The organism is Bradyrhizobium sp. BR 10289 (assembly GCF_019455385.1).
Classification (GTDB): domain Bacteria; phylum Pseudomonadota; class Alphaproteobacteria; order Rhizobiales; family Xanthobacteraceae; genus Bradyrhizobium.
On record NZ_JACOFR010000029.1, the window covers coordinates 45,964 to 64,829 of the forward strand.

Annotated in this window: 20 protein-coding genes; 5 read left to right on the forward strand and 15 right to left on the reverse strand. The window is 61.7% G+C overall.

Features of this window, described 5'->3' with window-relative positions; all coding sequences use genetic code 11:
* Positions 1–5: 5 nt before the first annotated feature.
* Complete coding sequence (locus HYH08_RS32385; protein ID WP_220013883.1) at positions 6–1,604, reverse strand: tetratricopeptide repeat protein; 1,599 nt, start codon at positions 1,602–1,604, stop codon at positions 6–8.
* A gap of 449 nt (positions 1,605–2,053) precedes the next feature.
* A complete protein-coding gene (sigJ, locus tag HYH08_RS32390) occupies positions 2,054–2,956 on the reverse strand; it encodes an RNA polymerase sigma factor SigJ (protein WP_228748236.1) in 903 nt (300 codons plus the stop codon).
* A gap of 210 nt (positions 2,957–3,166) precedes the next feature.
* Here sigJ and HYH08_RS32395 point away from each other — a divergent pair, with 210 nt between their 5' ends.
* A complete protein-coding gene (locus tag HYH08_RS32395; protein WP_028141951.1) occupies positions 3,167–3,622 on the forward strand; it encodes a carboxymuconolactone decarboxylase family protein in 456 nt (151 codons plus the stop codon).
* 353 nt (positions 3,623–3,975) lie between these two features.
* On the opposite strand, the gene HYH08_RS32400 is transcribed toward HYH08_RS32395, so the two are convergent.
* On the reverse strand, positions 3,976–5,328 hold the full coding sequence (locus HYH08_RS32400) for a transposase (RefSeq protein WP_220013884.1): 1,353 nt from the start codon (positions 5,326–5,328) through the stop codon (positions 3,976–3,978).
* A gap of 358 nt (positions 5,329–5,686) precedes the next feature.
* On the opposite strand from HYH08_RS32400, the gene HYH08_RS32405 reads away from it, so the two are divergent.
* The gene (locus HYH08_RS32405) at positions 5,687–5,824 is read left to right on the forward strand and encodes a hypothetical protein (RefSeq protein ID WP_194403769.1); all 138 of its coding nucleotides are present in this window, start codon (positions 5,687–5,689) and stop codon (positions 5,822–5,824) included.
* 350 nt (positions 5,825–6,174) lie between these two features.
* On the opposite strand, the gene HYH08_RS32410 is transcribed toward HYH08_RS32405, so the two are convergent.
* The 3 genes from HYH08_RS32410 to HYH08_RS37575 all read right to left on the reverse strand — a co-directional run bounded on the left by HYH08_RS32410 (position 6,175) and on the right by HYH08_RS37575 (position 10,980).
* Positions 6,175–8,034: a PAS domain-containing HWE histidine kinase family protein gene (locus HYH08_RS32410; RefSeq protein WP_035709162.1), complete on the reverse strand. Its 1,860-nt coding sequence runs from the start codon at positions 8,032–8,034 to the stop codon at positions 6,175–6,177.
* Positions 8,035–8,543: 509 nt separating this feature from the next.
* The gene (locus HYH08_RS32415) at positions 8,544–9,278 is read right to left on the reverse strand and encodes an outer membrane protein (protein ID WP_035703233.1); all 735 of its coding nucleotides are present in this window, start codon (positions 9,276–9,278) and stop codon (positions 8,544–8,546) included.
* A 778-nt stretch (positions 9,279–10,056) separates the two neighbouring features.
* A complete protein-coding gene (locus HYH08_RS37575; RefSeq protein ID WP_228748229.1) occupies positions 10,057–10,980 on the reverse strand; it encodes a sensor histidine kinase in 924 nt (307 codons plus the stop codon).
* 229 nt (positions 10,981–11,209) lie between these two features.
* Here HYH08_RS37575 and HYH08_RS37755 point away from each other — a divergent pair, with 229 nt between their 5' ends.
* On the forward strand, positions 11,210–11,575 hold the full coding sequence (locus HYH08_RS37755; protein WP_271523780.1) for a response regulator: 366 nt from the start codon (positions 11,210–11,212) through the stop codon (positions 11,573–11,575).
* Between the two features lie 224 nt (positions 11,576–11,799).
* Here HYH08_RS37755 and HYH08_RS32430 read toward each other — a convergent pair whose 3' ends face one another.
* From HYH08_RS32430 to HYH08_RS32440, 3 genes are all read right to left on the reverse strand, one after another.
* Positions 11,800–11,970 carry a hypothetical protein gene (locus tag HYH08_RS32430; protein WP_220013885.1) on the reverse strand — a complete coding sequence of 57 codons (171 nt, stop codon included), beginning with the start codon at positions 11,968–11,970 and terminating at the stop codon, positions 11,800–11,802.
* 62 nt (positions 11,971–12,032) lie between these two features.
* Positions 12,033–12,350 carry a hypothetical protein gene (locus tag HYH08_RS32435; protein WP_220013886.1) on the reverse strand — a complete coding sequence of 106 codons (318 nt, stop codon included), beginning with the start codon at positions 12,348–12,350 and terminating at the stop codon, positions 12,033–12,035.
* 24 nt (positions 12,351–12,374) lie between these two features.
* Positions 12,375–13,472, reverse strand: a complete 1,098-nt coding sequence (locus HYH08_RS32440; RefSeq protein WP_220013887.1) for a DUF1236 domain-containing protein — start codon at positions 13,470–13,472, stop codon at positions 12,375–12,377.
* Positions 13,473–14,119: 647 nt separating this feature from the next.
* Here HYH08_RS32440 and HYH08_RS32445 point away from each other — a divergent pair.
* The gene (locus HYH08_RS32445) at positions 14,120–14,347 is read left to right on the forward strand and encodes a hypothetical protein (RefSeq protein ID WP_124162174.1); all 228 of its coding nucleotides are present in this window, start codon (positions 14,120–14,122) and stop codon (positions 14,345–14,347) included.
* Positions 14,348–14,443: 96 nt separating this feature from the next.
* Here the strand turns inward: HYH08_RS32445 and HYH08_RS32450 are convergent, their stop codons facing one another.
* The 6 genes from HYH08_RS32450 to HYH08_RS32475 all read right to left on the reverse strand — a co-directional run bounded on the left by HYH08_RS32450 (position 14,444) and on the right by HYH08_RS32475 (position 17,561).
* Positions 14,444–15,472 (reverse strand): glycosyltransferase family 4 protein, encoded by a 1,029-nt coding sequence (locus HYH08_RS32450; protein WP_220013888.1) that lies wholly within the window; start codon positions 15,470–15,472, stop codon positions 14,444–14,446.
* Between the two features lie 132 nt (positions 15,473–15,604).
* Positions 15,605–15,814, reverse strand: a complete 210-nt coding sequence (locus HYH08_RS32455; RefSeq protein WP_220013889.1) for a hypothetical protein — start codon at positions 15,812–15,814, stop codon at positions 15,605–15,607.
* A 100-nt stretch (positions 15,815–15,914) separates the two neighbouring features.
* Complete coding sequence (locus HYH08_RS32460) at positions 15,915–16,322, reverse strand: hypothetical protein (protein WP_220013890.1); 408 nt, start codon at positions 16,320–16,322, stop codon at positions 15,915–15,917.
* Positions 16,323–16,338: 16 nt separating this feature from the next.
* Positions 16,339–16,539, reverse strand: coding sequence for a hypothetical protein (locus HYH08_RS32465; protein ID WP_220013891.1), 201 nt, complete (start codon positions 16,537–16,539; stop codon positions 16,339–16,341).
* A 171-nt stretch (positions 16,540–16,710) separates the two neighbouring features.
* Positions 16,711–17,130, reverse strand: a complete 420-nt coding sequence (locus HYH08_RS32470; RefSeq protein ID WP_220013892.1) for a hypothetical protein — start codon at positions 17,128–17,130, stop codon at positions 16,711–16,713.
* Positions 17,131–17,219: 89 nt separating this feature from the next.
* On the reverse strand, positions 17,220–17,561 hold the full coding sequence (locus HYH08_RS32475; protein WP_220013893.1) for a DUF1236 domain-containing protein: 342 nt from the start codon (positions 17,559–17,561) through the stop codon (positions 17,220–17,222).
* Positions 17,562–17,770: 209 nt separating this feature from the next.
* Here HYH08_RS32475 and HYH08_RS32480 point away from each other — a divergent pair, with 209 nt between their 5' ends.
* Entirely contained in the window at positions 17,771–18,745 is a 975-nt protein-coding gene (locus HYH08_RS32480; RefSeq protein WP_220013894.1) for an ABC transporter substrate-binding protein, read from the forward strand.
* Positions 18,746–18,866 lie beyond the last annotated feature (121 nt).

Consider the following 18,866-nt stretch of genomic DNA (forward strand, 5'->3'; position numbering starts at 1 on the left):
TCTCTCTAATTCTGAGCCATGAACTTTCGTGCGGCCGCCAGATCTTCCCGCGAGGAGTCGCCATCCCGTGCCATGTCGACCACCTTCGCATAGTACTGGCGTGCCTTCACGGCATCCCCTGCTTTCTCGGCGGCGTGAGCCGCGCCGATCATCGCGCCGAACCGGTTGGGCTCCTTGCGCATCGTGCTTTCGAACGCGACCAATGCCTCCGTCGCCATGCCGCGTTCGAGCAGCATGGTCCCATAAAGCTCGCGTGCCGGAGCAAGCGGTCCAGGCGTGACGATGGATTTCTCGGTCTTGTCTTCGGCATCGGCCGCAAGGCGCATCGCTTCCAACGCGTCCGCCGGTTTCCCCCAGGCGTTGAGCTGCCAGGCTGTGGCGACCTGCCGCTGGATCTCGACGATTTCGGCCCAATAGGCGTCCTTGTCCTGCTGCAGCTTGTCCCGCAACTCCGCCAGCTTGGCGATGTCCGCCGTCGCTGCGTCGGCATTGCCGGAGCGCGCGGCGCCGAGGGCGCGGGCGAAGTAGGTGATCGCATCGACATAGGCAAACCGGCTCGGCTCGACCTTCAGTGCGGCAGCCCTCGGCCAATCACCTCGCTCGACCATGTAGCGCGCTTGGCTCGCCGCTATCGCGTAGGGGCCGGCGCGAACGGCCGGCGCATAGCCCGTGGTCGCAAGCATGTCCGCGATGACGTCGCGGGCTCGGCTGTCCTGTGCAAGCTGGAGCAGGGCGTAGACCATGTAGTCGTCGGCGTGGAGCTGCTCGCTAGGGTCCTTGCCCTCCTTGGCAGCCTTGGCGGAACGGCTATTGGCATCGATGGATTCGTTCCAGTAGCCGACGCGCGTGAAGATGTGTGACGGCATGTGCAAGGCGTGCGGCGCCGCCGGCGCGATCTCGGAATAGCGCTTGGCAGCGTCGAGGCCTTGCTCCGCTATCGCCGGATAGTCATAGAGGTGGATCAGGTAATGCGCGACGCCGGGGTGCCGCGGCTGCCGCTTGAAGATCGGCTCCAGGATGGCCGCGCCCTTGAGCTGGTTAGCATACGTCTTATCGTTTGGTGAGGCCGGGACATTCAGGGTGATGGCGTAGGCGATCTGCGCCTCGTCATCATTGGGATAGCGCTCCGCGACGGCCTCGGTTGCCTTGAGATAGGCCTGTGCCCGCTGGCCAAACGTCGTCTTCTCGTCCCCCGAGTAGAAGGCCAGCAGTGCGTCGACATAGTCTCGTTCGCGGTCGCTCTTGGCGCCGAGTGCCTTGGCTTTTTGCAGCGCGGCGAGGCCCTCGGCGAGATTTTCCTTCGGTGCGGGAAAATGAGGATTGTAGAGCAGGCTCAGTGCAATGCCCCAAAAGGCGATCGCGCATTCCGGATCGGCTTGCAACGTCTCCTTGAAAATCTCCTTCGCAGGCCGGTACCAGAACGAGTGCTGGTAGCGCATGCCGCGATCAAAGCGGCGTTGCGCGACCTCGTTGCAAGTGGTCTGGAAGTGCACCTTGCCAAACTGCTCGTCGGTCGCATCCTGTGCGCGGGCGCAGGCCGTGGCGCAGATCGAAGCAAGAGTGGCGAGGAGAAGAGAGACGCTTCTTAAAGCGAGCGCGCGCATGGGCCCCTCCGTTTTCGGTTAGAAGCAAATGGATTCAGAAGGCGCCAAAGAAAGGCCTTAGCGCCGAAATTTATCGTGCTGAAAATTCGCTTTGGAAAGGATTTGCCCATTTGCGGCAGGTGTCAATAGGAGGGAATGATGTGGTTAGGGAAGAACGCCTGTCAGAATTCATCCTTCTGCAAGCGGAATATCCGGAGGGGAAGCGGTCGCATGCAATGCCGCTAAAATGCAAAACCGATGGCGCGATGTAAGAAGGTTGTAGTGAGGGCTTTTGTCCTCAGGCGAAGGAGGAAAGTCGAGCTCAGCATGGCAGCAATTGAGGCGACACCGGACGTGCGGAGAACGCGGTCAGATCGACGCGAATGACCCGGAGCGGACGTCGACCGTGGGCGAGCCTCATATGCAGCCCATCGAACGACTCTCCACGTTGCCGCAGTCACTCGGGCAGTTCATGAAGCTGGCGGTATCGGCGAGATGCGAGCTGGAAATTCCATTTCTGTCGCTAAGTGCGACAGCTTGTCCGGGTTTTTGACGATGTAGATCGCGGTGATCCCGTCCTCGCGGATGTCGAGCGCAGTCGTCTGCAGAACGCCGCGTCCATCGAGGCTAACGTAGCCTGGCAGGCCGTCGATGGTGACGACACGAAGCAGCTTCGGCGGTACGACGTATTTGCGTCGCTGCCTAGCAAATAGGCGCAGGGCCCGCTCGACCCCCCGAATGACATTGCGGAAAGCAAGGACTTTGCCGCCGCCATCGGTATGGATCTCGACATTCCTTGCCAGCAGCCCCGAAAGCGCCGCCACGTCCCCGTCGCGTGCTGCGGCGAAGAAAGCACGGGTGATCCGATCCGCATCCGCGGGTTCGACATCAAAGCGGGGACGTGCGGTCTGCACGTGCTTGCGGGCGCGCGCCGCGAGCTGACGAACAGCTGCCGGCTGGCGGCCGAGCGTGATGGCCACTTCGGTCAGCGGCACGTCACAAACGTCGTGGAGAAGGAAAGCGGCCCGCTCAAGAGGCGACAGGCGCTCAAGGGCCAGCATCAACGTGACCGTGACGTCGTCGGCGACCGTCTCGTTCGGCTCCACGGAACCGACGAGAGGATCTGGCAGCCAGGGTCCGACGTAGGTTTCCCGGCGCGCCCGCGCGGAGCGGCGTCGGTCGAGGCACAGGCGTGTGACAATGCGGGTCAGATAGCCGGGAGGCGAATCGACGCCACCCTCCACCCCGACCCACCGTAGCCATGCGTCCTGAACGACGTCCTCCGCCTCGGTGAGCGAGCCCATCATCCGATAGGCCAAGCGTGTCAGGCGCCTGCGCTCCGCTTCGAACTCAGTGGTCCGCTGATCGTCCATCGCCTCCATCCGCCCAGTTTCCTCGCAGATCATATCCGCTGTCACCGTCGCTCGCGCATCCCGAACCCGAGAATAAGACGATCGGACCTGCGTGGATGTGACATCGGCCGCTTTGAATGGAACCGCCGAGTGTCATGTCACACCCTGACCGCTTGGCCCGTCATCGCTCCGAGCGTCGAATCTCCGGCGTTCCGAACAACGAGGCACGTCATGAGCGAGAACAAGCGGCTGGTCTGGAACGAAGTGGCACCCCACGGTGCAAAGGCGCTCTTCAGCATCCACCACTACATCACCACGGGTACCGACCTGCCCCACGAACTGATCCACCTCGTCTTCCTGCGGGTTTCGCAGATCAACGGCTGCGCGCACTGCATTGACCTGCACACCCGGGACCTCTTGGCCACGATGTCATTTGAAAAAGTCGCCCTCGTTCCAGTCTGGGCCGAGGTGCCCCACCTGTTTCCCGACAAGTACCGGGCTGCCCTCGCGTGGGCGGAGGAAGTTACGCTCGTCAGCGAGACGCACGCCTCCGACGAGGCCTATGCGGCCGCAAGCGCGGCTTTCGCCCCAAAGGATCTCGTGGACCTCACGATTACGATTGCGGCCATGAACGCGTTCAACCGGTTGGGGGCGCCCTTTCGGCTCCCGGTCAAGGCCAAGGCCTGATCCGCTTCTTCGCATCGATTCGGAATGGCCCAAGGGCCGTTCCGAAGCGGAGCCGCGGGTGCCGGCCTATGAACCGGAGCGGAAGTTGCGCCCGGAGAGCTGTAGCTCGCCGCGCGCCTCAGGTCTCTCGCTCAGAGCTTTACCGAGATGAAGGCTTCTTCCGGAATCGCAAGCCTAGGCATTGCGCCGACTACAATGCCAGCTATTGGCCCGTGGGTGACCTCAGCCCACCGCGCGGCAATGACCCGACCGAGGGCATGCTGGCTGCTGAGGGCAGCCTTTGACCGATTTCGTTGAAAAAGGTCGGCAGTATTCCGTTGTAATCGTTGAACCAGGATGAGATCGAGTTGGTCCTATCCTGGCCTTGCGGCCGGCATCGCGATCAGCTTGGCCATCTTCCGAAGGTTCTGCGCGGTGGCTGCGAGAGTGAACTCGTCGCGTGCGCCGTTCGGGCCTCGTAATCGTAAACGGTCGAGCTTGAGAATGCGCTTCAGGTGCGCGAACAGCATCTCGATCTTCTTTCGCAACCGGCGTGAGGTACGGCCCTCCCATGATCGTGCTATCTGGCGCGCCATGTCGCGAGCGCCCTCGTAGATCGAGCGAGACACTTTGCGGACCAAGTCCTTGGGGCAGCAGCGAGCCTTCAAGGCGCAGTCTGTGCAATCGTGCTTGCTCGCTCGGTAGAGCATCGTCGCGCCGTCGTTCACCAGTGTTCCGGTTGTTGTCAGCATCTTGCCGTCGGGGCAGGTATAGACGTCGCTGGTGTGATCATAGGTGAAGTCCTCGCGCGAGAAGGTACCGTCTGTGCGGGCCGACTTGTCGAACACTGTCACGTGGGGTTCAATCCCGTGCTCGTAGACCAACCAGGCGAGCATCTCGGCCGAGCCATAGCCGCTGTCGCCGAGGAGCCGGCTCGGATAAAGATCGAACCGTTCGAGCGACCGCTCAATCATGCGCTTGGCAGCCAACACCTCCGCCTGCCGAATTGCCGTCGTCGCCTCGACGTCGACGATGATCGCGTTCTCGACGTCGACCAGGTAGTTTGTCGAGTAGGCGAAGAAAGCTTGGCCGCCATGTGCGCCCGTCCAGCGGGCCGCCGGATCGGCGGGCGACACGAACTTCGGAGTGACCTCAGTCGCTGCTCCGAAAGCGGCATCGTCAAGGACGGCAAGGTACTCGTTTATCGCTCGGCCCGCTGCCTCCGCTGGAAGTCCCTTGTCTCCTTCAATCCCCTTTTGCCGATTGGCGTCGGCCTTGATCAGGCTCGCATCGACGGCAAATCCTTCACCGCCGACCAACCGTTCCTCGATACAACGGTGCAAGACGCTCTCGAACACGCGGCGGAAGAGATCGCTTTCTCGGAAGCGACCATGTCTGTTCTTGGAGAACGTCGAGTGATCCGGCACCGCACCGTCCAAGCCGAGCCGGCAGAACCAGCGGTAAGCCAAATTGAGGTGAACCTCATCGCACAGACGTCGCTCCGATCGGATACCGAAGCAATAGCCGATCAAGAGCATCCGTATCATCAGTTCGGGATCAATCGAAGGCCGGCCGATCGCACTGTAGAAGGGCGCCAGGTCCTGCCTAATCTGTTCAAGATCGACAAATCTATCGATCGAGCGAAGCAAATGGTCGGAAGGCACGTGCCTCTCGAGCGAGAACTCGTAGAACAAAGCAGCCTGTTCGACTTGCCGATGCCCCATCATGATCTTCAGTCCTGCCGATTAGACAGACTGAATCACCGCTACCTCTGAGTCGCAACTGCAGCCTTTTTCAACAGAATCGACCCTGAGCAGACTTTTGGACCGTTCTCATTCCGTATAGAAGTCGCCGTTTGTTCCCATTTGAGTATCCTTGGTTATTTTTAGGAACGTCAAAGGAGGTTTAGCGTCTGGCTCTATTCGAGAGGACCGCCGCCATGCCAGAGCATCACATCGAAACCCCGCTCTTTTGCCCTAAGTGCCGGAAGAGGACGCGGCTTCTCGAACGGCTTTGGAGCACAAAGACGGGAAAATACGTGTACGTGTACAAATGCCAATGCGGGGAGCTAATCTGGGAGGATTGATGACCGACAAGAAACCACCCAAGAAGCCCCGCGCAAGTCAAAAGCCGTCTCCCATCGACGAACTGCGCCAGATGGTCGAAGAGGACATCGAGGAGCAGCGGAAGTTCGTCCAAGAACTAAAGCGCAAGCTGAACTAAGGCTGCTTCAGTTGGCGGCCTCAATCATTCAGCCGACGTTGACTTTCGCTTGTGGCCCGATGGCGAAGTGCGTTTTAGTTCAGGTATTGTTAGCGCATCGGGGGCATACCGGAAGTGACGCGGCGCTGCTCAAACCGGCGCTTCTGACCCGTTGCTGACTTCCGCCCACAGAGCTGCGATTTCCGCTTCCAAAGAATGACCGCATCAGGGACATCCGGCTGCCATGGACGGCCCTTGACCCTTTCAGACATCAGACAAAGTGGGCTCTATGGACGCGACTGGAGTACATAGAACTTCGAGCTAAATCGCGAACCGCTGTGATCAATGCTGCGTTGAGCGAAGTGCTCCGATCAGTCGCGCAGCCGTGCCTGGCTTAACTCCAGGCGGAGTTGTACGCCAGAAGGCTTCCAAACAATATCGACTTTTCCGCCGAGCTGCCCTTCGACCGCAGACTTAATGAGCCTGCTGCCGAAACCGGTCGATGTCGGCTTGGCAATCGCAGCAGAGGAATTGCGCTCGCTCCACGTCAGAACCAGATCTTTTCCAGCAAGTTCCCAGCCGATCATCACCTTCCCGTCTGCACGACCCAGTGCGCCATACTTGGTAGCGTTCGTGGCAAGCTCATGCAGGATGAGCGCCATAGCGGAGGCTGATTTCTCGCCCAGCAGGATTTCCGGTCCGGCCAAGCTCACTTTGCCATGTTGCGCGTCACTCAAATGCGGTGCCAATATCTGTTCAGCAAGATGGATGAGCAACACCGAATGCGCCGGCATCGAATCTGCTGCGCCGATCCGGACGAGGTCATGTGCCCGCGATAGCGCTTGCAAACGTGCTTTAAGCGCGGAGCTCATTTCAGCCGTCGTATTGCTCGATCGGCCCGTCATGTACACCATGGCCTCGAAGAGCTGGAAGAGGTTCTTCACCCGATGATTCAGCTCTTGCATCAGCAGCTGCCGGGCCTCCTCGGCCATTTTCAAATCATGCAGGTCAGTGCACGTGCCGTACCAGCGGATGATTTCGCCCGCCTCGTTGCGGACGCACTGTGCACGTCCGATCACCCAGCGATATTCACCCGAGCGGTGCCGCAGCCGATACTCGATATGATAGGGGGTGCCCGTAGCCAAGCTGTGGCGCCACAATTTCCAGGCTCGCTCCTGGTCGTCGGGGTGAAACATTCCGTTCCAGGCCTCACCATCGGTTGAACCTTTGGGCATCCCCGTATATTCGTACCAGCGGTCGTTGTAATAATCATGATAGCCGTCAGGCAGCGTCGACCAGATCATCTGGTCGATGGAGTTAACGATGGCCTGGTAACGTTCCTCGCTTTCGCGAAGAGCAGCCACCGCCCGGATCGTGTCCGTCACATCGGTCGCTTGCACGAAAATGCCGTACCGGTCGCCCGCGCCGTCGCTTATCGGCTGATAGACGAAGTCGAGATGCCGCTGCTCGCGAATTCCACTTCGATCCAGGACGACCGGAATGGCGCGCCCGGCGTAAGGCTCTCCGCTCTTGTAGACGGTGTCGAGTAGCTCGATGAAACCTTGCGACGCCACCTCGGGCAGGGCCTGGTCGACCGACTTGCCGAGGATGTCGTTACGGCCCACCAACTGCAAGTAAGCGGGGTTTGCGATTTCAAAGACATGGCGTGGCCCCCGCAGAACGGCCGTCGCGCCTGGCGCCTGTTCAAACATCAGGGAGAGACGCGCAATCTCCTGCTGGGAGCTACGCCGCGCCAGGACAATTTGAGTTGTCTCGTTGCCTTGATTGAAGATGCCCGCAACCTCGCCGTCTTCGCCGCGGATCGGGCTGATGCTGTAGTTCCAGTAGGTCTCCTGCTGGACGCCGCCACGCACCATTGGCAGCATTTCGTCATAGGTAGAAAAGCCCTCACCCGTGGCCATCACGTTCTCGAACTGCGGGCCGACGACGTGCCAGATGTCGGACCAGACTTCCTTGGCGGGGCGGCCGAGAGCCCAGGGATGGCGCTCGCCCGGGATGACAGACCACGCGTCATTATAAAGGAGCCTGAAGTCCGGCCCCCAATAGATCGCCGTTGGAAAGCTCGAATACAGGCAAATGGACAGTGCCGAACGAAGCGATTGCGGCCACGAATCCGGAGGCCCGAGTGAATTTGACCTCCAGTCGAACAGGCGGATGCGCTCTCCCATCCGTCCTCCCCCGTTCAGGAATGTCAGCATCTCGTCACGCATCGAATGCCCGTCTCAGCCCTCCGGGAGCAACTTATCCAGCATTTCGGCGGACGGATACCCCCTGGCATGTCCTTACAGAGCGAACTGATGGGCCGGCTCTGTCCCGTCCAAAATATTTGCTGATCTCTCTCGATCTAGACCGCCCCCGGGAAGCTCTGCAAGTGGGCAAGAAGTTGGCAGAGCGAAGCCGAGAGACTGTGACGGTTCGGGACCATACCGGTGTGATCATAGGCGTCTTCACCCGGACGCGCATTGACTAAAGACGCCCCCGGGTTGGCGGCCCTCTTCATTTCAACCCAAGTTGGATTTCCGCTGTTGGCCCCTAGCTGACCTTCACGGCCATGCCGACTGGAGGCCACTTTTGACCCACAGCGGACTCCACCTCATCGCCTTTCAGGCGGGCGCTCATTGGTGTTCAAGACAATCAAGAAGCGAAAACAAAATGATGAAGAAAAAGGCCCGACCGCAAATGCGGCCAGGCCAGTTTACTGGATATGAGAAAGCTGCGGTCAGTACCGTCCGGCAGAGGGCCCGCCGAACTTGTAATTCACGCGAACCGTGACGAGGTCGACATCCTGACGAATGCGATCCGCACCGAATGCAACGCCCGCGGGGGTTGTGAAGGTAAGGGTGCGATCCTGCATGAACAGATGATCGTATTCGACACCAGCCGACCAGCCGGGGGCAAAGCCGTATTCAAAGCCTACGCCGACGGTACCGCCCCAACGGGTGTCATCGCCGGTGCTGGCAAGCAAGGCGCCAGTCGCAGTCGAGTAGATCCGGTTTCGATTGTCGGTCACAGCAGCACCGCCCTTGACGTAGAACAGGACGTTGTTGGTGGCCCAGCCGAGCTGACCCGTGAACAGACCGAACGCATTGATCCGCGATTCGTTACGGAAGCCCGGTCCGAAGAGCGTGCTCAAGTTGCTGCCTCGCAGGTCAGCCCAGTCGCCCTGCGCTTCGAGGCCGAACACCCATGTTCCAGTCTGCCAGCGATAGCCGATCTGACCACCCGCAACGCCGCCCGTTGCGTCGTGCGAACCTTCGGGGCCCACCAGGAACGGGGCAACCGAATCCCAGCTGTTGCGACTTGAGCCCCAACCGCCGTTGGCGCCGATGTAGAAGCCGCTCCAGTCGTAGATCGCGGCGACCATTGGAGGTGCCTTCGTGTAGGGACGCGCAGCCAGATCTGCCGCGCTGGCCGGAGGCGATAGACCGAGCGCCAATGCCCCGGCCGTTGTCATCAGAAGTCTTCTCACTAAAGTGTCTCCCCGAAAAAGAGTTGAAAGCACGACACGCGTACCCCCACTGCCGAGCACACCTTAACCTTTCCCTCGCTCGTTGCTGTAGCCGGCTTGCAACACTCTGCCGCGATAATTCCAAATAGCTCATATCAATTAGACACTTAAGTTCCACAAGGCTTAGCATTTCTTATAGGGTGGCGAACGTCTTCAAGGCCGGCAGACTCTTTTGCTTCTGGCCAGTCACTGACGACGTGAAGCGCGGCTTCAACGGCACGGGGTCCGTTACAATTTTCGGATGTAGACCCAACCGGACCTCGACGGACTGCGACAGGGAGTCCTGCGAATTGTGGGCAACAGGCCCGGAATCCAGGCGATCCCGAGCCACTCCAGAACAGCCGACACGTTGCTTCCATTCGATCGACTTCTCCGACCGTCCCACCTCCCGCTCCAGCCGCCGGTAGTGCTCGGCCAATCTTGTCGGTGGCTCGTTCGCGTCCGAGCATCAGGAAATAGTTTAGCGACTGCGATGGTGACCTGCTCGGCCGTCCAGTCGGTCCCCTTGGCCGCCGGCCCTGTATCATCTGCGTCCACTGGGTCCACTGGTCGCTTTCCCTGCTCGCACGGAAAAAGCCTTCCAGGCAGCAGCCCATCCGCAAACTTTCGAAAAGCCTTGCATGCGTGGTGTGCCGCGATATGCGAGTTGCGCTCGATCGCAGGACCGCCTTTATCCCTGTGGCCTTCAGGAGGTGCGATTCACCGGATGAGAGTCAGGGTTGACTTATCCAAGAAGCGCTTCAGTTTGGCGGCGAGCAGATCTCGGGTACGGATCTCGCATTACCAGATGACCAGAACTCGCCGGGCCAGGATCAAGCCGTTCATAGGAAGTTTCACCTTCCAGCTGCTGGGCGAGCAACTGGACGATGCGCGACCCCAATCCGCCGGGCTCTGCCCCCTCGGGCAGACCGACTCCGTTATCGGAAACCGACAGCTCGATGCCGCTTCCACTTGCGAACGAGACCGCAATGTGGCCGGGCCTGTCGGCGGGAAAAGCGTACTTCAGCGAGTTCGTGACAAGCTCGTTCGTGATCATGCCGATCGCGAGCGCATGGCTGCTGGCCAGGTCGATGTCCTCGCAGACCACCTGAAATGCAATCGGCCCGGGAGGCGCCAAAGACTGGAAGACCTTTTCCACGACGTTGTTCAAAAAAAAGCGCATGTTCACGGAGTTCGAATCCCGCTTTGGCGAGAGATGGTCGTAGGCCTCCGCCATCACCTGCAGGCGACGCGCGGTGGCCTCCAGCGCGGCCGCGACTTCCGAACCGCCGTGTCTCGCCTCCAGCCTAATCATACCGCCAAGGATTGCGAGGTTGTTCTTCGTCCGGTGAGCCATCTCCTGCAGCAGCAGGGCCTTCGTCTTGTCCGCCAAAACCACCCGCCCCAGCTCGGAGCGTTGGAATTCGGCGACGGCGGCCGTTCCGGCTGCGGTGATGGCGAAGAGAGCGTTAGTCGCCAAGTAGTCCATGCCGTTGTTGCTGGCATAGCCGACGTAGGCCCCGATGGCGACCGCGATGATGGCTGCGAAAATTCCAGAGCCGCGGTCGAAGACGAGGCCCGAGAGAAACACACCGGGAAGCAGCAGGAAATATCCCGGCGAACCCGTCTGCATCTGCAGTGCCATCTGCAGGACGGCGCAGCCCAGCATGATGCACGCCGAAATGGCGTACCTGGCTACTGTCGGAAGCCCATGCTCCAGGACGAGAGGGAAGAGCCTGTTCATGGACAGAGAACCGCAGCCACGCATGCCCGTTCCTCACTACGGCGCGTCTGCTCCAGGCCACGGGCCCAGCGCTCTCGCAAGCTGCATCAGAGCCGGGAACGACCGCAACGTTGCGCCGTTCGAATGTGAGACACTAAATCCACAAGAGCCCCCAGTGAGCGTACTTCTCGTCGAAGACGATCCTCTGATCCGCGAATTCGTCGTCGATGCCCTGCGCGAGGCCGGCTATCACGTGATCCATGCGAGCACGGGAGAGGAAGCGCTCGCTTGGTGCGACCACCGCGTCGCGGATGTTCTGATCACCGACGTGAGGCTACCCGGGCAGGTCGACGGGTGGCAGATCGCGGAGCGCTATCGGGAGCAGTACCCGAATTTGCCGGTCGTCTACGCGACCGGCTTCTCGCCGGTCCCGCCTCGCCCGGTCCAAGGCAGCCGTATCGTGAGAAAGCCCTTCCACCCGGACGAGATCGTGCGGGTGGTCCAGGAGCTCGGCGAGACGAGGCGAGCACCCCCGACCTAGCGATCAACCGGCGGCCGCACGTCCGGAACTTCAGCGGGTGTGGATGCGCGAAGATCCAAACTTCCTTCACGCAGGAACGAAGGCTTGGCTGCCAAGTTTTCCCAACGCCCCTGCCCTAGGGGCGAACCCGGTACTGGCCCCAGCTCATAGCCCCCTAGAGCTGGGGCCTTCATACCGGCGGGATGTCGTTTCGGGAGAGCTTCAGGAAAATCGATCGCCGACGACTACTCGTCGGCTACGGCAGCGGTGGAATCCTGGCTGCCGAGCAACTTCAGCGCCGTCTCGATTTTTGAAAGCAGCGCCTGGATCTCGGCCCGTTCGTTCGGACCCGGATCGGTCTCGAGGCGAGCGAGCAATTGCTCCTTCTGGGCCAGGAGCTTCGCAACAGCCGACATCTCATCATCCCCACAGGAAATCGACGGAGAACGGGCCGCTCTGAGAGCGGCCCGTTCGCAGTTCACCAGCTCCGGGTGCCGAAGCTGAAACCGATGCTCGGTCCACCGCCATAGTAGCCGTAGCCGCGATCGTAGTAGCCGGGGCCGCCGTAATAGCCGTAGCTCCGGCGGACCACGTAGCCGTCGTCCCCGCCATAATAGCGCTGGACGTAGCGCGGACCGCGGGTGCGGTAGCAGCGACCATACTCGTTACAGACAAGCCTGACCTGCTCGGTGGCACCGAGCTCGGCCGATGCGATGGCCGCAGGGGCGAGCGGGGCGGCATTCGCCGACGCCGCCATCAGGGTCGCCGTGAGCGCTCCCAACAGAATGGTCTTCATGGTTGTTCTCCTTTAATTGCGAGATCAATCGATCTCTTCGATGATGCGACGCTCGCGGGGCTCGACGATGTAGGTGCGGCTGTCCCTGTTGATGTACCGGTACTCGCGAAGGGTCGGAGCATCCCGATAGACCTCCTCCGGGAAGGCCTCGATCTCCACTCCCTCCGGCACGCGCTCGCCGGTACGGATCTCGGTCCGGACCGAGCTGCCGGTGGTCACGCGCTTCTCACGCTCGACCGGGCGCGCCTTGGCGTGCTTGCGGACGACTTCGCGATCGCGGTCGCTGAACGTCACGTTGCGCTGCTCGGTGCGCGCCGGCGCCGCCGCCGTCGAACGGCCCGAGTACGGCAGGACCGTCACGATCTTGTAGGTCGAGGGCTCGACGATCACGATCTCGTCCTTCACCAGGACGAAGTTGTAGCCGCGATACTGCGGCACGATCTCGACGACCTCGGCCGGCAGCGGCTGCAAGCGGATGTCGCGCGGGACGACGGTGCCCACCGACAGGGAGAAGTTCACGTTAGTGAGCGGCTGCACGTTCAGGTGCGAGATCGACGCGCTGATCCGGGTCCGCTGCTGGTCGTTGATGTTCACCGACGCGTTCACGTTGGTGTTCGACGAACGATCCGCCGTGTTCTGCTGATTGTTCGGCTGCTGCGCGGTGTTGGTCGAGCCGCTGCCCGAGGGCGACTGAGCCTGGTTGGTGCTTGAGGACGGCGGGTTGGCGCTCTGCGTCGTGCTCGACGGCGAGTTGGTCTGCGCCTGGTTGGACGGGGTCGTGGACTGGCTGGCCGGCTGATTGGTCTGGGCCTGGTTCGTCGAGTTGCCCGAGGCGGGCGCCTGCGTGGTGTTGGTGCCCGTCCCGGAATTGGACGGCTGGCTACCGGCGGTCTGGCCGGTCGACGACGGCGACTGGGTCTGAGCCGAGTTGCCCGAAGGATTGGTCTGAGCCGAGCCCGACGAATTCGGGGGCGTCGACGTCGAAGAGGACGGCGTCGACGTGGAGTCCTTTTGCTGCGTCGCGGACGGAGTGGAGCTCGACGTGCTCGGAGACGATTGCGCGAACGCCGAAGTCGCGATGGCAACCGCAGCGGTCGTGGCCAAGAATAAACGCTTGTTCATCTGAAACTCCCAAATGTGGACGCCGATCAACCCTCGGCGCCGCCTTCGGTTCCGAATCGGGAAAAGTCGGCAATTCGGAGCGAGATCGAGCTTGCGATTTCCCCGGCGACCGGACATGCTGCTTCGCGGACGGCAAACACGCGTTAACCAAAAGGGGGTCGCCGCCCCATCGTTCTCGAGCGCCGGTCCCACACGATCTCCCATGGCATCGTGGCCCGCTGTGTATCATTTGATACATTCGCGCCCTGCCCGAACTGTTACGACTTACAACGCCAAGCGGCGGGGGGCGCCCGATGAAACGACTGAAGGATTCCTTGGAAGAAGTCGGCAATCCTACCTGTCCGAATTGCCGTGTAGCCAATGAGATGGTTTCGGTCCGAACTCGTTCGGGACAATCCCACGATGATGATCGCACACCTCTTCGTCTGCCCCAATTGCACACGTACCCAACGACAGGACACGGATTTTACGCCGGTCGTGGTGCCGGCAGACAAGCTGGCCAGTCCGCGATTTCAGGTCATCGACGGAGGCAAGCGGGCCACCTGAAAGCTCTTCGCTTCATGGCGCCATAACCGGGAAAAAGTGGAACTTCAGCCGCGCCAGCTTCGTTAGCGGTGACAACTTCCAGACTGCTTTAGGAGGACACCATGAAGAAGCTGATCGTGTGCGGCGCGCTCGCCGCTTTCGCTCTCGGGACCCAGGCCGCCAGTGCCGCCGAGTTCTACATCGTCCGCGACGCGACCACCAAGAAGTGCACCGTCGTCGACACCAAGCCGACTACCACCACCACGACGGTCGTGGGCAATGGCGTCTACAAGACCAAGACGGAGGCCGAGTCCGCCGTGAAAACCACCAAGGTCTGCACCGAGCAGTAATCCAGCTCTATTCCGAAAAGGCCATTTTGACGAACGGCTCGTCCGATACGCTGGGCGGGCCGTTTTCGTTTCGGCCGAACGATTCCTTCGGCGGCGTTACCTGCCCGCGACCAGCTCGCGATATCGTTCTTCGTATTCCCTCGCCATTCGGCTCGCGACGAATCGCTCCTCGAACCGAGCGCGGACTTTCCTTCGATCCAAGCGGATGACTTTCTCGACTGCTTCGATCGCCTCCTGCTCGCCGTCCACGATGAAGCCGGTGACGCCGTCCTCCACGACTTCCGGCACCGATCCGGAGCGATAGGCGATCACGGGCGTCCCGCACGCCATCGCCTCGATCATGACGAGACCGAACGGCTCCGGCCAATCGATCGGAAAGAGCAACGCGGCGGCGCCGGCGAGGAACGGCTGCTTGCGGGCTTCGTCCACCTCGCCGATAAGCTTGATCTCTTCGCCGTCGATCTCAGGCTCGAGCTTCTTCTTGAAATATGCCGTCTCCGCGCGAGGAATCTTGGCGGCGATCCGCATCGGCATACCGACGGCGCGAGCGATGCGTATGGCGGCTTCCGGCCCCTTCTCCGGCGTCAGCCGCCCCAGGAAGGCCAAGTACGCACCGCCTTCAAACGACGGCCGAAGCAGGTCCTTGGGTAGCCCGTGCGGAATCGTCGCGATCCAATTGGCGTCCGGAAGCGGATGCCGCTGGTTGTCGGAGATCGAGACGAAGGGAGCCTTTGGGAAAGTCCCGACCACATCGGGCAAGCCCGGAAGGTCGAGCCGACCGTGCATGGTCGTCAGAAACGGCACTCCGGTGCGGCTCAGGACCGGCAGAGGCAACCAATCCACATGGGAATGAATCACGTCGAAATCGCGCGCGCGCTCGCCGATGGCCTCGATCAAGAGCGCGCAGGCGGCGTTCGGATCGACGCCTTTCCGCCCCAGGCGTAGCGCGCGCGGCCACACGGCATGGAGCTTGGCTTTCGTGCTCGAGTCGCCGCTCGCAAACAGCGTCACGTCGTGGCCGAGATCGACGAGCTCGTCCACCAGCCAGGCGATCACTCGTTCGGTGCCGCCGTATAGCTTCGGAGGAACGCTCTCCGCCAACGGAGCGAGCTGGGCGATCCGCATCGAGCTAGGCTCCGAACGCGATGCGCAAGCCGATCACGATGATCGCGGACATCAGAAACGAAATCGCGAGCAGCGTCCAACCGGGCCTTGTGCTTCCGATGGATGCGCGTGCGACCAGCGTTTTCATGCACGTCAACATTGGTCTCTGGGAAGCCGCTGCAGGTAGGCTAAGCCGAAGGTCGCGAGTTCTTCGGCATCGCTCTGTCGCTCTTCCCACCTCCGATGCAGGTGGCGCTCCATGAGACAACGTCGGCCATCATGCGCGTCGACATCGGGGTGTCGCGCCCGATACACCGTCCAGGCGGTCTCCGTGGCGTTCTTCAAGACGACGTTGCCGGCCATGCTCACTCTCCGGAGACGAACCCAGTCGCTGCCAACTCAAGGCGCTTGGGAAAGTTTCCGGTTTTTCCCGGTCCGCCGCGTCAAACGGACAAGCGAACGTTCAGCAAGCTTTTGCGCGGGCCCGCTCGCGGGCCGCACGACGGCGCTGCAAGCGCTGGCTCCTGCCGGAGCGCCGAGCGGCGAGAGTTGGCGTCGCCGCAGGACTTGACGCCGGCAGCTCCGCAGCGGGCGCAGCGCTCTCCGTCATCCTCTCGGCAGGCCTTGCTTCTATGAACTCGAGCACGGATCGGCCCTTCTCCGTGATCCGCCATCCGCCATTCAGACGCTCGACCAGTCCTTGCGAGAAGATGTCGAGGTCCGGCACGCGTGCGGCGAGACGCTTGGTCCGCTCGGACCAGTCGCGCCCGCTCGTCGCCAGGATCGCCATGTCGCGCTTGAGATCGGCCATGACGGCGAACCCGTCGGGATAGCTCACCAGGATCTTGAGCACGGTGACCTGGAAGTTCACCTCAGCCGTCCTCGACCTATCGCCACATGGTCGGAGCGTCGCGAAGGGCCGCGCGTCCGACCTGCTTCAGCGTCTCGGGCGAGGTGTCGCCGTCGGTTGCCGCTTCCAGAATCCTGGAGGCTACATGGGTGCGCGCCGCGGTTTCGTGGCGCGAGACGTCTTCGCAGACCTCGTCGAATACCGCGCGCAAGAGCGCGGTCGTGGCCGGATCGAACATGGGAACCCCCAACGCAAGAAGAGTTAGCTTACTGCGGAAAAGCTTTGCGACGAATTCAACAAAGTTAACCGCCCCGCCCCCAGCATGAACCGGCCTCCACCTGCGAGCTGCCGACCCGGCTGCGAAAGGTGCCCTTCGGTGCCCTTCCTTGGCCTCTCCCAGGCTTTCCGCTCACCACCATCCGCCGGCAGTCGTGTCGGCGCGCTCGAAGGCGAGACGCCGGTCTGGTGTCCGCTTCGGCAGCTTTGCCGATCGCTTCGGATGTGTGATGACCGCCGCAGCGCGGGCCGGCGCTTCCTTTAGGGTCTCGCCCGAGGGTGCTGCAGGCACGGCCGCCATTGCTTCTCGCACTTCCCGCTGCGGCTCTTCAGGGATCGGATCGGCCTGCGCGAGATTCGGCGCTTCGGCCCGCCGGCTGGTGTCGAAGACGATCTTCTCCGGAATGCTCCTCGCCGATTTTATGCGGATGATGGTCCTGTCGGGGTCGGCCACGGCGGCGGCTTCGACCGGAGCGGGCAGGTACCGATCCGCGGCGAAGAGCAGCGCGAGCAGGAACCCGCCGACGAAGACGAAATAACGAATGATCGGCATGGACGGCCGCTCGCAAATGGGAAATCAAGGCATCGGCGGGGGCCGGATGGGGTGACGGGCCGCTACGATCAGCGACCCGCCGGGAAGGCTCAGTCGATCTCCTGGACGACCGTGCGGGTCGACGGATCGACCAGCATCACGCGCTCGCCCGAGTAGACATAGCGATACTTGGTGAGCGAAGAACCCCAATCGCGGGGCACCGCCTCGAGCTCGACTTCGCGCGGCACGGGCTGGCCGACCACGATCTTCTGCTGCACAGGACGAACTTTGTGCTCGGTGACGTAGGTGCGGATCTTGGTGCGGTATTCCGGCTCGATCTGTACGGCGGTGGCACGGCCTGTGCCGGTGGTGGTCGTGACGACAGTGGACTGCGCCATGGCGCCCGTCGAGATCAGCGCGGCGGTCGCGCACGTCAGCATCAGCTTCTTCATCGAAATCTCCTGACCGCAGGATGCGGCCTGCAAGAACCCGCGGATGATGGCAAGGTTCCGCAGTTGCTCGGATAATTGCCGACTTTTCCCGGCCACAGGCGGAGCCGAGTCCCATTTCAATCACCGCGCCTTTTCCGAAGATTGACCCTCTTGAGCCGCGGCCGAAATGGACTGATGCTGGACTTGATGCAGCAACGATGGAGAGATCAGTGAAACGTCGCACCTTCATCGCCTCCGCGGCGGCCTCGGCAATCATGGTTCGAAGGCAGGTGCGTGCGGCTTCCAGGCTCTTCCGGATAGGCTGGCTCACGGCCCAGCGGGAGGCCAGCCTGCCCCCCTTCTTGGCCGCTTTCCGGGAGGGGCTCGCCGAACTCGGCTATCGCGAGGGGGACAACCTGAAGACCGAATACAGGTATGGTGACGACGACCGGACACGCGTCGGGCCACTGGCCGCGGAGCTTACCGCTCTTCCCGTCGATCTGTTGGTAGTCCAAGGAGCGGCCGTTTCGATCGTGTTCGGGTTGAAACTCTCCACGCCATCCGTCTACGCCTTCAGTGGAGACCCGGTCGTCGCCGGCTTTGCCGACAGTCTCTCGCATCCGCGCGGCGGCATGACCGGCCTGACCTTCATGGCGGCCGAGCTGAATTCCAAACGTCTCGAGATGCTGCGGGACATCGTGCCCGGACTGAAGCGCGTCGCCATCATCGCCAATCCCGAACATCCCGGGTCCCAGATCGAGCGGGCCTATTCCGAAGAGGCCGCGAAAAAACTCGGGTTGGCGCTCGAGTATTATGGGACAGGCACGGAGGGCCAGCTCACAGATGCGTTGGCGACCATGGGCAAGAGCCCTCCGCAGGCCATGTCGCTCTTTTCCGACGGCTTCGCCATTCAGTACCGGCAGCGGGTCATCGACTTCGGATTCGAGCACCGTGCGCCTGTCATCTCGGGCTGGCAGGTCTTCGCGAAGAGCGGCGCCATCTGCACGTATGGGCCCAAACTGTCCGAAAGCTATCGCAGATTGGCCTACTACGTCGACCGGGTCCTCAAGGGCGCGCCGACATCGCAGTTGCCGATCGAGCGGCCGACCAAATTCGAGACCGTTATCAACATGCGGACCGCCAAAAGGCTCGGATTGACCGTTCCGGATACCATGCTCGCTTCAGCCGACGAGTTGATCGAATGAGCGTCCAAAAATCCTCCCGCGCGGGGTCGCGCCAGTCATCAAGCGAATCTCGATGGATTTGTTCCCAACGCCGGGGGCGCACGAAGTTGAGCTGCATCGAAGGAGTTCGATTCTGGCCGCG